Below are 15,068 nucleotides of genomic sequence, written 5' to 3' on the forward strand. Positions count from 1 at the left end.
TCAACTCAATGATCGAATTTCTTTTCAGCTATGAAACGCTACGCGTGACCTGGTGGGTCCTGCTCGGTGTCCTGCTTATCGGATTTGCCGTCATGGACGGTTTCGACATAGGCGTGGGGGCACTCCTGCCCTTTGTTGCGAAAACGGACCTTGAGCGGCGTGTCGCCATCAACACGGTGGGGCCGGTTTGGGAGGGTAACCAGGTTTGGTTCATCCTTGGTGGCGGCGCGATCTTTGCCGCGTGGCCCGCGCTCTATGCTTTGAGCTTTTCAGGCTTCTACCTTGCGATGTTCCTGGTGTTGCTGGCTCTCATTTTGCGGCCCGTCGCCTTCAAATACCGCTCAAAGAGGCCGGAGAAAGCATGGCGTGCGCGCTGGGACTGGGCGCTGTTCGTCGGGGGTAGCGTTCCGGCGCTGATCTTCGGGGTTGCGGTCGGCAATGCACTTGAGGGTGTGCCCTTCCATCTGACTTCGGATCTGCGCCCGATTTATGAAGGAACGCTTCTTGGGTTGCTCAATCCATTAGCACTTTATTGCGGCCTGGTTTCGCTTTCGATGCTCGTGATGCATGGGGCGGCCTGGCTCGCCTTCAAGGCCGAAGGTGCCGTTGCAGAGCGTGCAAAGGCGATCGGATCCAAGGCAGCTCTCGCCGCAGGCGTGCTTTTTGCTGGTGGCGGCCTGTTGGTTTGGCTCGGCCTCCTCGGCGGTTACAGCGTCACCTCGGCCATCAGATGGGATGGTCCGTCAAACCCGCTTTTGAAAAGCGTCGAGCATGATGGCGGTGCCTGGCTTGCCAATTTTGGGGCTCATCCCATTCTCTGGCTCGTTCCCGCCATTGGCGTCATCGGACCTTTTGGGGTGGCATTGGGTTTCCACACACGCCGCGAAGGCTTGACGTTTCTCGCGTCCAAACTTTCGGTCGCGGTGATCATCGCGACGGTCGGTCTGGCAATGTTCCCGATGATATTGCCGTCGAGCACAAACCCCGCTCATTCGCTGACCGTATTCGACGCGTCGTCTAGCCGTGCCACCTTGCGCAACATGCTTCTGGCGACCGTCATCTTTATGCCGATCATTCTTCTCTATACCGCCTGGGTTTACCGGATCCTATGGGGCAAGGTGAGCGAAAAGAGCGTCGAGAAGGCCGGGGATTCTGTCTACTGAAAATATTGGAGATCAAGCTATGTGGTATTTTGCCTGGATTCTTGGATTAGGTTTGGCCGCTGCCGTGGGCATTTTGAATGCGCTCTGGTATGAGCTTCGCGCAGTACGCGAAGAACCGACTGACGAATCGGTGCCACTGCCGACGCCGTAGTTAAGGCCAAACTCATGAGCAAATCCCACTTGGTTCGTTGCTCGGCCAAGTGGGATCTGGGAATTAACCGGCTGCTAGCTGCTGGTTCAAGTGATCGGCCAACCGGGTCGCGAGAGCAAGGATCATCAATGTAGGGTTCGCATGGCCACTGGTGGGAAACACCGATCCGCCGGCGACATAAAGGTTATGCACGTCATGGATTTTGCAATTCTGGTCGACGACACCTGTCTTCGCATCAACAGACATGCGCGTCGTACCGAGCGTGTGTGCCATGTCGATAATGACGATGTCTTGTGGTCGCCGTTCGACTGCCCAGTCTTCGAGCTTGGGCACTGGCATGCCGGCGCTCGAAAGGCACGCAACCGATATTTCCGCAATTCTGAGGAGCGTCTGGCGCTCGAGATCATTGATCCGCCAATCGACCTTGGCTAGCGGCATTCCGAGCCGGTCCCTCCTGGTGCTGAGGCTGATGCGGCTGTCGGCATTCGGAATTTGTTCGCAGATCGCTTCGATCCGCAGACCTGTGAGCTTGTGAGGAAGACCCCGACATTGAAATTCATCTGCCACCATATTCGGAGACAGTCTTATCGCGGTGTTGATTATAATGTCCTTGAGCATTTTCGGGGTTCGATGATCCGAAAGGATCTTCATTCCGATCCCCTTGACTATGAGGCCAGAACCTTTGGCAACGGAACATAGGTCATGCTGAAAATTTGCGTCATGGCGCAGCAGCCGTTTTAGTGCGTCCCAGGGGTCATCGGGTGCGCGCTCCGTGGCGAAATAGATCGCGGCGTTCAGTAGTTGCTCGCGCTCCTGTATCTGCGGCGTTAGTGCCAGGCCGTGCATGAACATGTGGGCCCGACCTTTGTGGTGAACCCCGAAGAACCCAAAGAGCTTGGCCAGCGACGTCATTTGGCTGGCTTCTATGCGGCCTATACGAGCGCCGGGATGATCCATCAGATATCGCCCGACCCGGTCATAGTGATTGCCGATTCCCTTCGAGTGCACATCATTGGATGCCAGCAGCAATCGGGCATTCTCAATTCCGCCCGCGGCCAACACACATAATCTGGCCTGAATGCGTGCACGCTTTCCCGCCGTATTCGCGATGTCAAGGTGTGAAAAATGCGATCCGTCCGCGCTCAGGCCGATACGCGTCACGGTCGCATCCAGAAGAACATGTATCTGATCCGACCGCTTCGCCAGGAACTCCCTTCCGAAACGCATGATGTCGAGACGCTCTACGCGGGAGCGGGCAAACTGCCAATAAAAGGAATGAAGCTCCGCGGCGTCAAAGCGCCTTGGCGGCTCTCCGGGGCTGAGATTGAGCACCTCCATTGCCCGCAGGAGATAAGGTTCAATTTGGCCGCGATCCATCGGCCAGCCGGAACACGGAACCCATGAGCGAGCCTTGAAGTCTATAGCATCGAAAGGTGCTGATTTGCCCGCCCATGCGTGCGTCGATCCGCCAAGCGCTCGGCAGCGGACGCCGAACGGTTGAATCTCGCTAGACCAAAACTCTGCCTGGGGGCCGTGAAATTCCACTCGCCTGCGGATTTGCGCTTCGGATTGAAGCTCGTCGACATTCTCGACTTCGTTGAGTGTCGAATGCTCGGCGTCTTCGAACTCGAGGCCACTTTCAACGACGAGTACCTTTCTGCCCGCTTTCGCGCATTGCATTGCAATTGTCAGTCCCGCCGGTCCGCCTCCCACAATGACCAGATCTGCCGTCATTGTCGAATTATCATCAAGTTTGGATAGACGGTCGATATTCATGCTGTGTCAACAATTCAAAGTGGTCATCATCCAAGATGGAGCGATCTTCGTCGCCTCATGTCATCCGGTGATTTACCAAGAATTAGAAATCAACAATATCCGTACAAAATTGGTAGGAGTTAATTCGGTTGGACGTCAAAGGCCGCAAGAATATCACCCTATTCGGCAAGAGCTCCGCACCGATTCCAGCCTTGAATGCGCCGAGCGTCAGCGTTTGCACGATAGGGTTTACCGTTGCTGTAATGAACGGTGCACGCACGGCATCACAAGGCGTTTTTCTTGATCGGGCACACAAGTTGGAAAGGCTTTGCGCCATATCAAACTCTCACGGCTCGAGATGGTAGAGACTTTGGCTTTGTGAGGAGGAAAGCCATGTCTGCGACATTTGCATCGATCGATAAGGAAGATTGCCTCAAGCTTCTGGATGAGATCGCGTTTGGAAACATTGTTGTCCGCAATGACGGTCCATCTAACATTCTTCCGGCGTTCTTCGTCAGAGAGGGGAGCAAGATATTCGGACTGATGCTTGTCGCCAGCGGCGACATGCAAGGAGCGATGGATCCAGACCGCTGGCGACTGGTGGCAAACGAGATCAAAGGTGACCAGTGGTATCTGGTTGTCATCTCAGGTCCCTCACAGCAGTTCCCGGTGACAGAAGCCTTCAAAGGCGAACGAGCCCACGCCTGGCGCCTGCTGCAGGAGCGCAATCCATGTTGGAAAGGTAAGAAACTGGACGATGTTTTCTCGGTCAGCAAGAAGGAAGTGGCCGTATGCTTCAGCATGTGGCTGGACGAGATATCAGGTTATCGCATTGAATCGCAGCTTTTTCAGCGATTGCCGGATCCGTGAACGCAGCGGTGCCAATCGGATGCCGAAGCCCCATGGTATCGGCATCCGATTGTCGGACGCAAACCCTGGAATGGGATCTACGAGATCAGTTAGGTCGCCCGAGGACGTCGCAAGAGCGAAGTCTATGATTCGGCCTTATGCCGAGCTTCGCAAATCTTGAGGATTTGTCGAACTCAACTCGCTTAAGCCGCTTCTGCGAGCAAAAAGAACAAGCATCTCGGCTTTTCGCGAAGCCGCGAGATATCAGAAAGCGCGATTTGCCGGATTTGCGACGTCGCGAGCAGTCTGGTGTCTCAGTACCGCAAAATCAATGGAAGTCTTTGGGTCGTTTGTCTAATTCCGATGTGATCTCTTCCATCAATCTGCGTTCCTGTGGCTGGAAAACTGTGGCATGCAGGCGACAATTAATGAGAATCATGTCCGGCGTGGCGACACTGCCGCAGCGATCACAGGACCGTAAATGGTATCGCGATCGTCATGTGGTCCAATGTGATCTAGGTCAAGGATCGCGGCATCCGCTGTGCGTAAAAACGCAATTCGAAGCCGACAGAGCATTGTTCGGCTTGAGGATACAACCACCATGCGCCACCAGACTGCTCTTATCATTGCCGCCGCGATCTGGCTGGGCCTAGGTGCCGATGCTCGGGCCGAAGACGCGGCGTCACGCGCCCTGGCCGGGATTAAGGCTCTCTGGAGCAGTGTCACCGGCCAAGAACTCCCGCAGAATATCGCCATGTCGAACGACCGTATCGACGCTCAACAGATACTGATCTCGGCCAAATTCGCGGCAGGCTTGCACCTTCGACCCATTTCGTCGCCCTTTCTCACGCTATCCTTTATCGCGGAGCCGGACTGAAGGTTGTCTGGCTGGAGGCATCCTCCTTGCTGGTGCTGGGCGCGGCCTTCTTCGTCATTGCTCTCTTCCGTTTCCGTTCGACTGTCGCGCAGGCGCAGTAGGACCGCTTTTCACATCTGACGGCGGTCTCTTCCTCCCAGCGTCAAGGCATCGACTTCCCCCTCTGGCGGTTCTTATCCGCCACACCTTACGGGCTGTAGACCTTCCAGCGGCCCATTTTTTTCTTCAAGCCTCGCAAACATTTCACTTTGTGCAAGGCGATTAATCATCCCGACCGGCGACTACTAGCGGGCGGCCTGCACGAGCGCCATCACCGATACGTGTTCGCTATGTCGTCCACTTCGTAGAAGGACCGGTAGCTTTCATGGGGGATGAATTCACTTCGGTGATGTGAATTCGTCGACAATGCTGGGCCAATTGACCGGGATCAAAGCGATTATATGCCGGATGCCGCACTATCGCGGTTCTTCGGTATCCGTTGTGTTGGTTTGCACCATCCCTTCATTTCTCGAAAAAGGAATTGGATATGACCTGCGCAGACCGGACACCGAAGACAACGCGAGGGCGTTAATCCATCAGACGAGCAAGGACGTGAACAAATGACCAAAGCGCAGGGCGATCTCATGGAAAGAGAGGCGCATTTGCGCTCGATCCTTGATACCGTGCCGGAGGCGATGGTGATTGCTGATGAAGCCGGAGTGATCTCGTCCTTCAGCGTCGCGGCCGAAAAGCTCTTTGGTTACACGGCCGAGGAGGTGTGCGGCAAGAACGTTAAAATCCTCATGCCACAACCCGATCGTGATGCGCACGACGAGTATATTTCGCGTTACCTGGCAACTGGCGAGCGCCACATCATCGGCTACGGGCGCGTAGTAACGGGACAGCGCAAGGATGGCTCGTTGTTTCCCATGGAGCTCGCAGTTGGTGAGGCGATCGCGAACGGCCGGCGCATCTTCACCGGGTTTATCAGGGATTTAAGTAGCCGGCACAAAATTGAAGAGGAGTTGCGCCAAGCGCAAAAGATGGAAGCGATCGGCCAACTCACAGGTGGGCTGGCGCACGACTTCAACAATCTGCTCACCATCATCGGCGGCAATCTCGAGATGATCGAGAACAAGCTTCACGATGAAAATCTTCGATCGTTGTTGCGCGAGGCACAAGGAGCTGCCGAAGAGGGCGCAAAACTGACAGGGCAGTTGCTCGCTTTCGGACGGCGTCAGCCACTTCATCCGAAACTTCTGGATGTCGGCCAGCTGGTATCGGGTTTTTCCGATCTCCTAAGGCGGACACTCGGCGAGTCGGTTGAATTTCGCACCGTCATCTCGGGCTCGGAAAACACCGCGCTCGTTGATGCGTCCCAATTGCAGAACGCAATATTGAATCTTGTTCTGAATGCGCGCGATGCCATGCCACGCGGCGGTAGTCTCTCGATCGAAATTTCCCGCGTGCGTCTCGACGCCGATTACGCGCAAATGTATCCGCAGGTTCGCGCCGGCAATTTCGTCCTTATCACGGTGACAGATACTGGCACAGGAATGTCAGCAGATATCAAGCAACGTGCCTTCGAGCCATTCTTTACAACCAAGGGTGTAGGATCTGGCACAGGGCTTGGTCTCTCGATGGTTTATGGTTTTGCCAAGCAATCCGGCGGCCATGTTCAGCTTTACAGTGAAATGGGACGGGGCACGAGTGTACGCATTTTTCTACCTGTCGTACAAAAGGAGACGCTCGCTTCGCACAGTCAAGGACAGGCAGACAAGGCTCAATCGGCAATACCTGGTGGTTCCGAGAAGATTCTTGTCGTCGAGGATGATGCGCGCGTGCGGCGCGTTGCCGTTTTGAGGCTTGTCGATGCCGGCTACAAGGTGGTTGAGGCATCCAACGGCAAGGAAGCGCTTGAACGGCTTGGGGAAAACCTGGACGTTGCATTGCTTTTTACGGATATCGTCATGCCCGGAGGCATGACAGGTGACGAACTCGCTGAGACCGTTCGTGTAACTCGGCCGGAAATCAAGATTCTCTTTACCTCTGGCTACGCGGAGCCAACGATTGCCGGCCGAGAACTCGCTCAGTCCGGAACCTGGTTGAAGAAGCCCTATACGGCCCGCGAATTGGCCGTCCTCTTGCGAGAGTTACTCGATTGATGGTGAATTTGCCTGATGTAGAATAACGATCCCCGACAAAGGTGGGATTTGATAATACATCACATCGGCACTTCCGCTTGATGAAATCAAAACCGCATCCCGCATTCGTAGTTATTCCCGATTTCGAGACTGAAGTAGGACTATCCTCTTGTCACGAATCGAATTTCGCCATGCCTTCTCTCGAAGAGATTGATAGCAAGGCCCAACATGCCGTCCTTGCTGCAAGCACCGTCGCCTTTACCGCATGTCTTGCAGCGTGGACCATTTTCGCCATCATGGGTATCAGGATTCGAGGTCCGCTCGGGCTTAGCGAAACCGAAATTGGGCTCTTGGGATCGGTGTCGCAGGCGGTTCGTTTGCTGTTGGGGTTGCCTATGTGTCCCGTTAGTACCCGCCTGGCAAACAGGGTACGGCGCTCAGAAGCTTTGGGGCCGGCAATGTCGGTTCGGCCATCACTAAGTTTCTCGCGCCACTGGTGCTGGTCGCCTGGGGCTGGCATGCGGTTGCGGAAATCTAGGCGGCAGGTCTGACAGTTCTCAGTCTATTACTTCGTCGTATTCGGCGCCTTTGTCGTCCTTGCGCTGTGGTTGCCTCAGTAGCTATCAATGTTTACGGGCCCGGTATTCGCACCGCCGACATGATCGCAGCCTTCTTCTCTGTACCAGCCCGTCTATTTCGGGCCTATGGCGGCCATCTCTCGGGTATCTATGGCGCCCGTGGCGTGCACTACTGGACGTTCTTCGTCTCCATCGCTGCCACCTTCATCCTGGCCTATCCGCCGACCGGCTACGTGGTCAAAACATAGAGCGGCTCCGTCGCCTTTCATCTCGAAATGAATCTGGTAGGCTTTACCGTCGTCCCCATTGTACTCGGCTTCTTCATGGCGCTAGCCAAGGCTGCCGTCTACAAGCACATTTCCGCCCATTATCTGGATAATGTCGGTGCCGTGGGCCGCCTGGTCAGCGATTTGTGGAGAAGAAGCCGAATTCTCAAACTGAATGCTACCACTCAAAGCGTGATGCGAAATCACGCACCTCTCGACAGTCAAGGTGTTCGAACTCTTGAATGACAGACGGGTAGAGCTTTTTGATCACAGATGGTCAGCTAGGTCGCGATCCGTATTCGAGCAACAATCCTGCAATGGATTTCGCCCCATAGAAGGGCAGGATATTGACGATAAGATGTGTCGGCGCGGCGTTCACGAGTGAAGGACTAACGGTGTACGTCGATGATGAGCCAGAGATTGATCATCGTCGATTTCTCGATCATGACTATAGCTTCCGTCGAAAAATGGTTTCAAGAACGCAAGGATCACGAGCGGCAAGGAAGGGTCTTTAAATGGCACGGAAGAGCGCGGGCATTTTAGTCTATCGTGTTGACCGGGGCGAGCTCGAGGTTTTGTTGGTTCATCCTGGAGGTCCCTATTGGCAGAAGCGTGACATCGGCGCCTGGCAAATTCCAAAGGGAGAACTCTTCGACAACGAAGAGCCCGATGTCGCTGCCAGGCGAGAGTTTGTCGAGGAGACGGGTTGGGTTTTGAAAGAAGCCCTCTATCCCCTTGGCGAGATACGCCAGCATGGAGGAAAATCGGTTACTGCTTTTGCAACGGAAGGTGCATTTTTAGTCTCGACGTTGGTCAGTCAGGCATTTGACATAGAATGGCCCCCGCACAGTGGTCTTACGCAATCTTTCCCTGAAGTCGACCGTGCCGAATGGTTCACGGTTGTGCAGGCTTACGAAAAGATGCTCGACAGTCAAAGACCATTCCTGGACCGGCTTATTGACTTCATCTCCAGGGGCAGCGTCCAGCGCCTTGCGGACATGCCCTAAAAGGTCGATCAGAAGTTTCTCGCCTTCAGGTTCGGCAAGTCTGGCTGAAGTTCGCGAGGCATCGCGCTCGACAATATCTTGTTTAAATTCCAACATATCCGTCTTCTATGTCTAAATGCTACTTTATCTTCGACGCCGGCTAGCGCTTGGCGGCGACCATATGATCGATGCTCACGCACTCTTTGACTCTAAAACTGAGCTCATCGATGGAGCCGCGTGTATTGCCGATGCGTTCGACAAAGATCCTGGTTGCTTGACGTTACAACTCGGATTCGATGTTTACGCAGATCTGGGCATCGTAGACTGTGACCTGCAGCCGGTCGCTAGCCAAGCCGAGTTCAACTCTCAAGCGTGCGATGACCGCCAATTTAAGAGCCTTGCCGCCCGATGCGAATACATTCGTGCAATTGCAATATCCTTTATGGCATCTAGCAGCAACCAGCCCGGGGAGGCGAGCTTTACGCTTTTCGCGGATAGGACGTGGTCGTGCATGAAGGAACCAGCAACCCATGCAACCACGATCTAGGCCCCATGGCGGTGGCAAGACGCCCGGCACTGGCTTGGCGGCAGTTTTTCCGCCGAAAGAGCAAGGAGCGTGTTCGTCGGAACAAGTAGTGCAAGGAGAGAGAATACGGCAACGGCTAAAGCGAAGGCGTTCCTGGAAGGTCCCCTGGGGCGCCGTGGCACACTTTCCCAGCTCTGCAACTGATTAAGGTCGTGTCGGGGAACTCGCAGTCGCGTCGTTCGTTTTAATTCCAAGAACGGAGGTCGAGATGCCACAGCTGATCTCGTTCATGATCATCCGACTTATAGTTGGCTTCGCCATCGGCGGGCTCACGGGTTTCGTTGTGTGGACGAACGGCTTTTCAGAAGCGTTCATCGCCGAAGGCCCGGATCGATGGCTTGCGCAATGGCTCTTCATCTATTTCTTCGCCAGCACTATCGCGAGTGGCTATCTGGCTACGGCTCTTTTTCAGGACGATGACTAAGCGTTTCGGCAAATCGATGCGTACTTGCCTTTCGTCAAGGAGGCGGAAGACATATCAGGACAAAAACCACGCGGTTCGATGCGTTCCCGATGGCCACTCGAAAGTACGGGCCTTCACGGGGCGTCGACGTCGACACGGCTCGACGCTTACCGTTCGGCAGGCAGCGCAAGGCGGGATATGTGCTCAATCTCGAACCCACCGAGGCAGTACTGGTCAGCCGGATTCACAATGGAATTGCGGCTTCGTCCTGGTTCACCAAGAACGCGGTGACGGAGTGAGAGCTGCGGAAACTCATTCTTGCCCGTCGGGCGCACCACATGTCGCAAGATTCAATGGAAGCGTGCCACGCTGAAGCCCGACTTCGGATTGCACGCCGTTGACACTCAGGCAAGCTTTCGGCTCGAATACACGAGGTGCGCGGCGTGTGAGATTGCGGCTAGCAGTTCCTCGGAAGATCGTTCGGTACGAGCATGTCGGCGGCGATAGGCTGATTTCACACATCGCTGCCAGGAGGGACGTTTCGCCTGCGCCAAAGCTGAATGTCTTTTGCGGTTAATTTGACGTTGCGCTGCTGGCTGGATTTATCGATCTTCTCCATTGCGGTTGCACGGAACGTTTCGAGGCGTTCGAGAAAGCGGGAACGCGTGTCACGTGGCGGCGAGGCGGCACGGAAAATTCCAAGCTGCGTCACTGACACGATACACGGTTCAACGCCGTCTTGATCGCGCGGAGAGGAGCCTGTGGGGCTCAGTGGAATACGGAAAGCCGATCGCCGCAAGTGTCATCCATTCGCCATAAGATTCGGAGCAAGCTGGTGCCGACCAGTAAGAACGCAAGGCCAAGCGTTGTCGTTGCTGGGATCATCACCCAGACGGTCACAGCCGACCCCTCGCCGAGCATGAGGAAACCGAGTAGCAGCAACCCGATCGCGATTCCCGCCAGCGCAAGCGGCTGTGAGAATCCGGGGGAGAGGTCGATCCCGGTCAGAACTGGTCCGAACTAGAGAAGTGTCCCGATCATCAGCAGGGCAACCAACCGATCGTGACCTAATGCACCACGATGAGCGCGCAAGGGGGCTCCCATGTCGAGAGATGGTGCCCTCATCGGGCCGCTCCCGTCCTAGCGGTTGCCGCAGCAGCAGTCGCAGCCGCATCGAGGCGGACGATCTCCCGGGCAGCGCAGTTGCGAGCTGGTATTGAAGAGGGCGGGGTTCATGGTCGCTGGTGATACGCAGTACACCGTTTGGCGGCGGAGTGTGAAGGGTGGCGAGGATGCATGGATGCCGCTCGGCGGGGGGCAAGGCCCGCACGTCGATATCGTTGATTTCTTGCCGCTTGCTCGGAGCGTCTGTCATTGTAAGTCCTCTTGCCGCCGAATGAAAATGTTCGGATGGTGGCGCGCCGACGTCAGATGCTCACGACAGGCAGATCGAATGCGTTCAACTTTGACAGCGAGCAAATATCTAAGAGTTTGCTGCGGCGCCGTCGATGATCATTGACCTAAGACAAGGAAGCGGCCGGCCACGCGATGCATAAGGCCCAAAAACCCCAAGGGAAAACGTTCAAATGTCTGATGCTCTAGTTAGGAAGTACGGTGAAACGCGTCTTCCACGCTACACAAGCTATCCCACCGCTCCAGCCTTTGCTCCATCGGTCGGACCTGACGATTATGCTAGTGGGCTTCGCGAGGCGGCTTCATTTGGTCCGGTCTCGATATATTTACATGTGCCGTTCTGCCGCTCCATGTGCTGGTACTGTGGTTGCCATACCACCATCACGCGCCAGGATGCACCGATCCTCGAATACTTGGACGTCCTGATGAAGGAGATTGATCTGGTTTCCGCGACCGCCGGTACCAAGCTTTCAGCCAAGAATGTCCATTTTGGAGGGGGAACGCCGACCATCATGGCGTCGCACGAATTCGCGGTGCTGATGCAGAAGCTCAAGACTGCTTTCAATTTTGTAAGCGATGCCTCTATCGCCGTCGAGATTGATCCGAGGACACTGACAAGCGAAATGATCATTGCTCTCGGTGAAAATGGGGTGAACCGTGCGAGCCTTGGCGTGCAGAGCTTCGATCCGCTCGTGCAGAAGGCCATCAATCGCGTCCAGACCTTCGACCAGACGAAAGCGGCTGTAGAGGGTCTGCGAGGCCATGGCGTGACCAGCACGAACTTCGATCTCATCTATGGTCTTCCGTTCCAGACGGTCAACTCCTGTATCGAGACGGTGCGAACGGCGATCGAACTTAGGCCTCAACGATTCGCCGTTTTCGGTTACGCACATGTTCCCGCATTTAAGAAGCACCAACGGCTGATCAACGAAACGACTCTTCCCGACGCGACCGAGCGCTACGAACAGGCGGAGGCGATCGCAGAAGAACTCGCGGTGGCCGGTTACGCGCGTATCGGTCTCGATCACTTTGCGCTTCCAAACGATGAACTGGCCGTTGCTGTTGAAAGCGGCACACTCCATAGAAATTTCCAGGGTTACACGACCGACGACTGTGACACCTTGATTGGATTGGGCGCGTCCGCGATCGGGCGCTTGCATTCCGGGTATTATCAAAACCATATAGCGATCGGGCGGTACGCTGAAATGGTAGCCGCGGACATTTTGCCGACTGCCAAGGGTTATGCTCTCACCAATGAGGACAAGCTTCGGGCGGCGGTGATCGAGCGGCTGATGTGTGATTTCGAAGCCGACATTGGAAATCTGAGCCTGGATTCCGGCTACGAACCGCACTTCCTGCTTGAGCGGAACGAGCGGCTCGAGGGTCTTGTTTCGGATGGCGTGGCCAGCGTCGAAGGCTATAAGGTGATCGTAAACAGGAATTCGCGGTTTATGGTGAGAGCGGTAGCGTCTGCGTTTGACGCTTACATTGGCGCGCTCGGTCGCACCCATAGCAAGGTGGCCTGATCGTATGTTCCCGACCTTCACCGAGTGTTAGCAGTTGGCGCGATGGTCGGCCCATTTGCCGCACATCTGTCGGATCGAAAATCCTTGCCGGGCCTAATACCAACCTCCGGTGTGGTGCCGGTCTGGCAAGGTAAGTCGAGCATCCTTTCATGTCAGTGGCGAAAGCGCCTTCGTCGGAATCCGAGCCGCTGGTTCGTACACTCGAAAAGATCGGTTTCGGAGGAAGGGTCTTTGTGGATTTGCAAGCAAGCGGGGATTTGTGCCGACGCATGTTGGTTGAAGGGCCGGATCTAGTCTAGGACGTGGCAGCGTAGCCCGATCGCCAATATTCTAAACTACCTTGCTCTTGCTATCGTCGGTTCTCAATCAGCCGATGAGCATGCGACGCGATAGCGCGACGAAAAGCACGAGCGCGGCCCAGACCACCAGTACCGATATCAACTGCGAGCGCGAACCTCGCAGGGTTAGGAAGTCGAGAATGACGAGCCTCACCTTGCAAAGCGCTACAATAGCAACAACGGTCGGCACGACCATTCTTGACGTCGCGCTCGACATCAACGTCCTCGCCAAGGTGCGGATGGTAAAGCCCGCTAGGAAGCCAAAAGCGCGGTTGGGGTTGGGGCGTCTCTCTAAGGGATTGATTTTCATATAAGGTACACCATTGGAAACATTACGAGCCAAACGATGTCTAAGACGTGCCAAATGATGGTCGTCATGTACGTTCTCGGTCGATGGATACCGGGCGAGCAACAGGAGGATGAGTGACCCGAAAAGCAATGTGCAAGATGGAAGCCAGTCATTGCGGCGTACAGTGTGGAGCGCGCGTCGTCGGCGGACAGGGATACCTGCTCTAGCCGACACTCGTAGAGTTCAATGGCGACAAACGCGAGACCGCCGACTGCCGCGGCTGCGAACGCCACCCGACGCTTTGCCAGCTTCTTCTGAGACGCCGCCGTCGCTGCGAACCAACCGCTTGTCAAAAGGATCGCTGTGTTCGTGATCGGAATCAGGCGATGACGTTCTTCCCTTTCAGCGGCCACTTCGTCGGGATGCAGCCATGAGACGATTGTGAATGCAATAAGAAGCGCGCCAAATGACCCAAGTTCGCTCCAGCATAAGATCCAGGCCAAGAGATCGCCGCCATCGGCGGATGAGGGTTTCGGCTCGCCTTCGTTCAAAGTTGTGGATGTCGTGAGCCACATTTGCCGCAACAGCCTGAAGCCATCTTTGCGGAAAGGCAAACGCCGGTCGGATAACGGACGGAGAGAGGATTTCGTCGTCTAGCCGTCGCGAGCCCTTTCCATGCCTGTTTTCCGACGGCGAGCTAAGCTGCTTCACCTGTGGCTTTTGACGGCACAGCGTACGCGTCCTTGCTGTCTAAAGCCTTTATCAAGCGGATGGCTTCGCGTTCCGCTTTGATGTGCTTGCGCGCCGAGCAGGAAAACGAGCGCAGGAGATATCGCGCGGCGTCCGACGACAGGCGGCAATCTCCCGTCTTCAGAGCCATAAGAACGTCGACGACCTCCTCGGCACCAACAAGGTCCGAAACCCATTCCAACCGCCGCTGTTTCTCGGTATCTCGTTGTTCCTTGTCGCTTATGATCAGGCATAAGTTGGTTAAAATGAGCTGTTCTTCAAGGCGCTGCGCGGAGTGAATAAGCGGAGGGAGTTCGTCCGTCATTGTGTTGCAGAGCCGTTCATCGAGATGACACGGAAGGAAGTCGGCGATCGCTTCAAGTATGTCGCACCACGACGTAAGCTGTTCGTAGCAGGACTCCAGCTCCGAAAATTTGTCGAAGGGGAGCACAGGCATGTCCTACTTCTGGAGAAAGAGGCTCGGGGCGGCAGCGGCGGCAGCGAGAATGGCAGATACCGTACCCATCCGTTGCAGGACACCCATCCGATATAGGGTGATCGCAAAGACTATTATGACGGGCGTGGCAATCGATAGTCCGATTTGAGCTTCTGGCATCTTCGATTTCTCCTTTACGCCACCGGCGCAAAAGCGCCGGTAACAGTTGGATTTCGTTACTGGGTGGCTTGTGCGAGATCGGCGTCCAGGCGCTTACGCATCATGTTCGGAACCTTTGCTGCCTTGATTGCCTCAAGGTTTGTAGGCTTCTCGCCGACCTGGATGAGGGCGACCATGCCCATGCCGGCGTGCGGCGTGCATTTCACGACATAGGCGCCAGGTACGTCGAACTTCGTCTGGAACTGTTCGCTCGGTTTCGACTTGAACTCCGGCGCGCCGTCCGGGATGAGCCCCTTGAGATCCCATCAGGGGTGAGTAGCGGCCTGCACGGTGGCAGAGTGAGGTCGCTAGAAAACTCTCTGGAGGCCAACCATGCCGATGACAGCAGATCAATCTCAAGCGCAGACCACTACTCTCGTC

15 protein-coding genes and 2 pseudogenes are annotated in these 15,068 nt (G+C 55.6%); 10 read left to right on the top strand and 7 right to left on the bottom strand.

Features of this window, described 5'->3' with window-relative positions; all coding sequences use genetic code 11:
• The first annotated feature begins 8 nt into the window (after positions 1-8).
• Positions 9-1,163, top strand: coding sequence for a cytochrome d ubiquinol oxidase subunit II (cydB, locus tag HGP16_RS28300; RefSeq protein ID WP_168843281.1), 1,155 nt, complete (start codon positions 9-11; stop codon positions 1,161-1,163).
• Between the two features lie 19 nt (positions 1,164-1,182).
• Entirely contained in the window at positions 1,183-1,314 is a 132-nt protein-coding gene (gene cydX / locus HGP16_RS28305) for a cytochrome bd-I oxidase subunit CydX (protein ID WP_168843282.1), read from the top strand.
• A 63-nt stretch (positions 1,315-1,377) separates the two neighbouring features.
• Here cydX and HGP16_RS28310 read toward each other — a convergent pair whose 3' ends face one another.
• A complete protein-coding gene (locus HGP16_RS28310; protein WP_168843283.1) occupies positions 1,378-3,090 on the bottom strand; it encodes a GMC oxidoreductase in 1,713 nt (570 codons plus the stop codon).
• 372 nt (positions 3,091-3,462) lie between these two features.
• On the opposite strand from HGP16_RS28310, the gene HGP16_RS28315 reads away from it, so the two are divergent.
• The 7 genes and pseudogenes from HGP16_RS28315 to HGP16_RS28345 all read left to right on the top strand — a co-directional run bounded on the left by HGP16_RS28315 (position 3,463) and on the right by HGP16_RS28345 (position 10,036).
• Complete coding sequence (locus tag HGP16_RS28315) at positions 3,463-3,939, top strand: pyridoxamine 5'-phosphate oxidase family protein (protein ID WP_168843284.1); 477 nt, start codon at positions 3,463-3,465, stop codon at positions 3,937-3,939.
• Between the two features lie 580 nt (positions 3,940-4,519).
• Positions 4,520-4,795 (top strand): hypothetical protein, encoded by a 276-nt coding sequence (locus HGP16_RS28320; protein ID WP_168843285.1) that lies wholly within the window; start codon positions 4,520-4,522, stop codon positions 4,793-4,795.
• Positions 4,796-5,394: 599 nt separating this feature from the next.
• Positions 5,395-6,939, top strand: coding sequence for a PAS domain-containing sensor histidine kinase (locus tag HGP16_RS28325; RefSeq protein ID WP_246705618.1), 1,545 nt, complete (start codon positions 5,395-5,397; stop codon positions 6,937-6,939).
• Between the two features lie 170 nt (positions 6,940-7,109).
• Positions 7,110-7,900: pseudogene (locus HGP16_RS34225) on the top strand (MFS transporter); the annotation flags it as partial.
• Between the two features lie 377 nt (positions 7,901-8,277).
• Positions 8,278-8,769, top strand: a complete 492-nt coding sequence (locus HGP16_RS28335) for an NUDIX domain-containing protein (RefSeq protein ID WP_168843286.1) — start codon at positions 8,278-8,280, stop codon at positions 8,767-8,769.
• Between the two features lie 773 nt (positions 8,770-9,542).
• Positions 9,543-9,758 carry a hypothetical protein gene (locus HGP16_RS28340; protein WP_168843287.1) on the top strand — a complete coding sequence of 72 codons (216 nt, stop codon included), beginning with the start codon at positions 9,543-9,545 and terminating at the stop codon, positions 9,756-9,758.
• 89 nt (positions 9,759-9,847) lie between these two features.
• Entirely contained in the window at positions 9,848-10,036 is a 189-nt protein-coding gene (locus tag HGP16_RS28345; RefSeq protein ID WP_168843288.1) for a hypothetical protein, read from the top strand.
• Between the two features lie 215 nt (positions 10,037-10,251).
• On the opposite strand, the gene HGP16_RS28350 is transcribed toward HGP16_RS28345, so the two are convergent.
• Both HGP16_RS28350 and HGP16_RS28355 read right to left on the bottom strand, forming a co-directional pair.
• A complete protein-coding gene (locus HGP16_RS28350) occupies positions 10,252-10,455 on the bottom strand; it encodes a hypothetical protein (protein WP_168843289.1) in 204 nt (67 codons plus the stop codon).
• 84 nt (positions 10,456-10,539) lie between these two features.
• Positions 10,540-11,112 (bottom strand): DUF2249 domain-containing protein, encoded by a 573-nt coding sequence (locus tag HGP16_RS28355; RefSeq protein WP_168843290.1) that lies wholly within the window; start codon positions 11,110-11,112, stop codon positions 10,540-10,542.
• 211 nt (positions 11,113-11,323) lie between these two features.
• Here HGP16_RS28355 and hemN point away from each other — a divergent pair, with 211 nt between their 5' ends.
• Positions 11,324-12,676, top strand: a complete 1,353-nt coding sequence (gene hemN, locus HGP16_RS28360; RefSeq protein ID WP_168843291.1) for an oxygen-independent coproporphyrinogen III oxidase — start codon at positions 11,324-11,326, stop codon at positions 12,674-12,676.
• Positions 12,677-13,042: 366 nt separating this feature from the next.
• Here hemN and HGP16_RS28365 read toward each other — a convergent pair whose 3' ends face one another.
• From HGP16_RS28365 to HGP16_RS28380, 4 genes and pseudogenes are all read right to left on the bottom strand, one after another.
• On the bottom strand, positions 13,043-13,231 hold the full coding sequence (locus tag HGP16_RS28365; protein WP_168843292.1) for a hypothetical protein: 189 nt from the start codon (positions 13,229-13,231) through the stop codon (positions 13,043-13,045).
• 89 nt (positions 13,232-13,320) lie between these two features.
• Complete coding sequence (locus HGP16_RS28370; RefSeq protein ID WP_246705619.1) at positions 13,321-13,878, bottom strand: cytochrome c oxidase subunit 3 family protein; 558 nt, start codon at positions 13,876-13,878, stop codon at positions 13,321-13,323.
• 122 nt (positions 13,879-14,000) lie between these two features.
• On the bottom strand, positions 14,001-14,489 hold the full coding sequence (locus HGP16_RS28375) for a hypothetical protein (protein WP_168843293.1): 489 nt from the start codon (positions 14,487-14,489) through the stop codon (positions 14,001-14,003).
• Between the two features lie 215 nt (positions 14,490-14,704).
• A pseudogene (locus HGP16_RS28380) lies at positions 14,705-14,944 on the bottom strand (plastocyanin/azurin family copper-binding protein); the annotation flags it as partial.
• Between the last annotated feature and the right edge of the window lie 124 nt (positions 14,945-15,068).

This window comes from Rhizobium sp. P40RR-XXII (assembly GCF_012641405.1).
GTDB lineage: Bacteria > Pseudomonadota > Alphaproteobacteria > Rhizobiales > Rhizobiaceae > Rhizobium.

Coding starts and splice junctions, on each gene's coding strand:
- HGP16_RS28365 (WP_168843292.1), bottom strand. CDS start 13,231: ATGTCGAGCGCGACGTCAAGAATGGTCGTGCCGACCGTTGTTGCTATT.
- HGP16_RS28375 (WP_168843293.1), bottom strand. CDS start 14,489: ATGCCTGTGCTCCCCTTCGACAAATTTTCGGAGCTGGAGTCCTGCTAC.
- cydX (WP_168843282.1), top strand. CDS start 1,183: ATGTGGTATTTTGCCTGGATTCTTGGATTAGGTTTGGCCGCTGCCGTG.
- HGP16_RS28345 (WP_168843288.1), top strand. CDS start 9,848: ATGGCCACTCGAAAGTACGGGCCTTCACGGGGCGTCGACGTCGACACG.
- cydB (WP_168843281.1), top strand. CDS start 9: ATGATCGAATTTCTTTTCAGCTATGAAACGCTACGCGTGACCTGGTGG.
- HGP16_RS28340 (WP_168843287.1), top strand. CDS start 9,543: ATGCCACAGCTGATCTCGTTCATGATCATCCGACTTATAGTTGGCTTC.
- hemN (WP_168843291.1), top strand. CDS start 11,324: ATGTCTGATGCTCTAGTTAGGAAGTACGGTGAAACGCGTCTTCCACGC.
- HGP16_RS28325 (WP_246705618.1), top strand. CDS start 5,395: ATGACCAAAGCGCAGGGCGATCTCATGGAAAGAGAGGCGCATTTGCGC.
- HGP16_RS28335 (WP_168843286.1), top strand. CDS start 8,278: ATGGCACGGAAGAGCGCGGGCATTTTAGTCTATCGTGTTGACCGGGGC.
- HGP16_RS28355 (WP_168843290.1), bottom strand. CDS start 11,112: ATGACAGACGCTCCGAGCAAGCGGCAAGAAATCAACGATATCGACGTG.
- HGP16_RS28310 (WP_168843283.1), bottom strand. CDS start 3,090: ATGAATATCGACCGTCTATCCAAACTTGATGATAATTCGACAATGACG.
- HGP16_RS28315 (WP_168843284.1), top strand. CDS start 3,463: ATGTCTGCGACATTTGCATCGATCGATAAGGAAGATTGCCTCAAGCTT.
- HGP16_RS28320 (WP_168843285.1), top strand. CDS start 4,520: ATGCGCCACCAGACTGCTCTTATCATTGCCGCCGCGATCTGGCTGGGC.
- HGP16_RS28370 (WP_246705619.1), bottom strand. CDS start 13,878: ATGTGGCTCACGACATCCACAACTTTGAACGAAGGCGAGCCGAAACCC.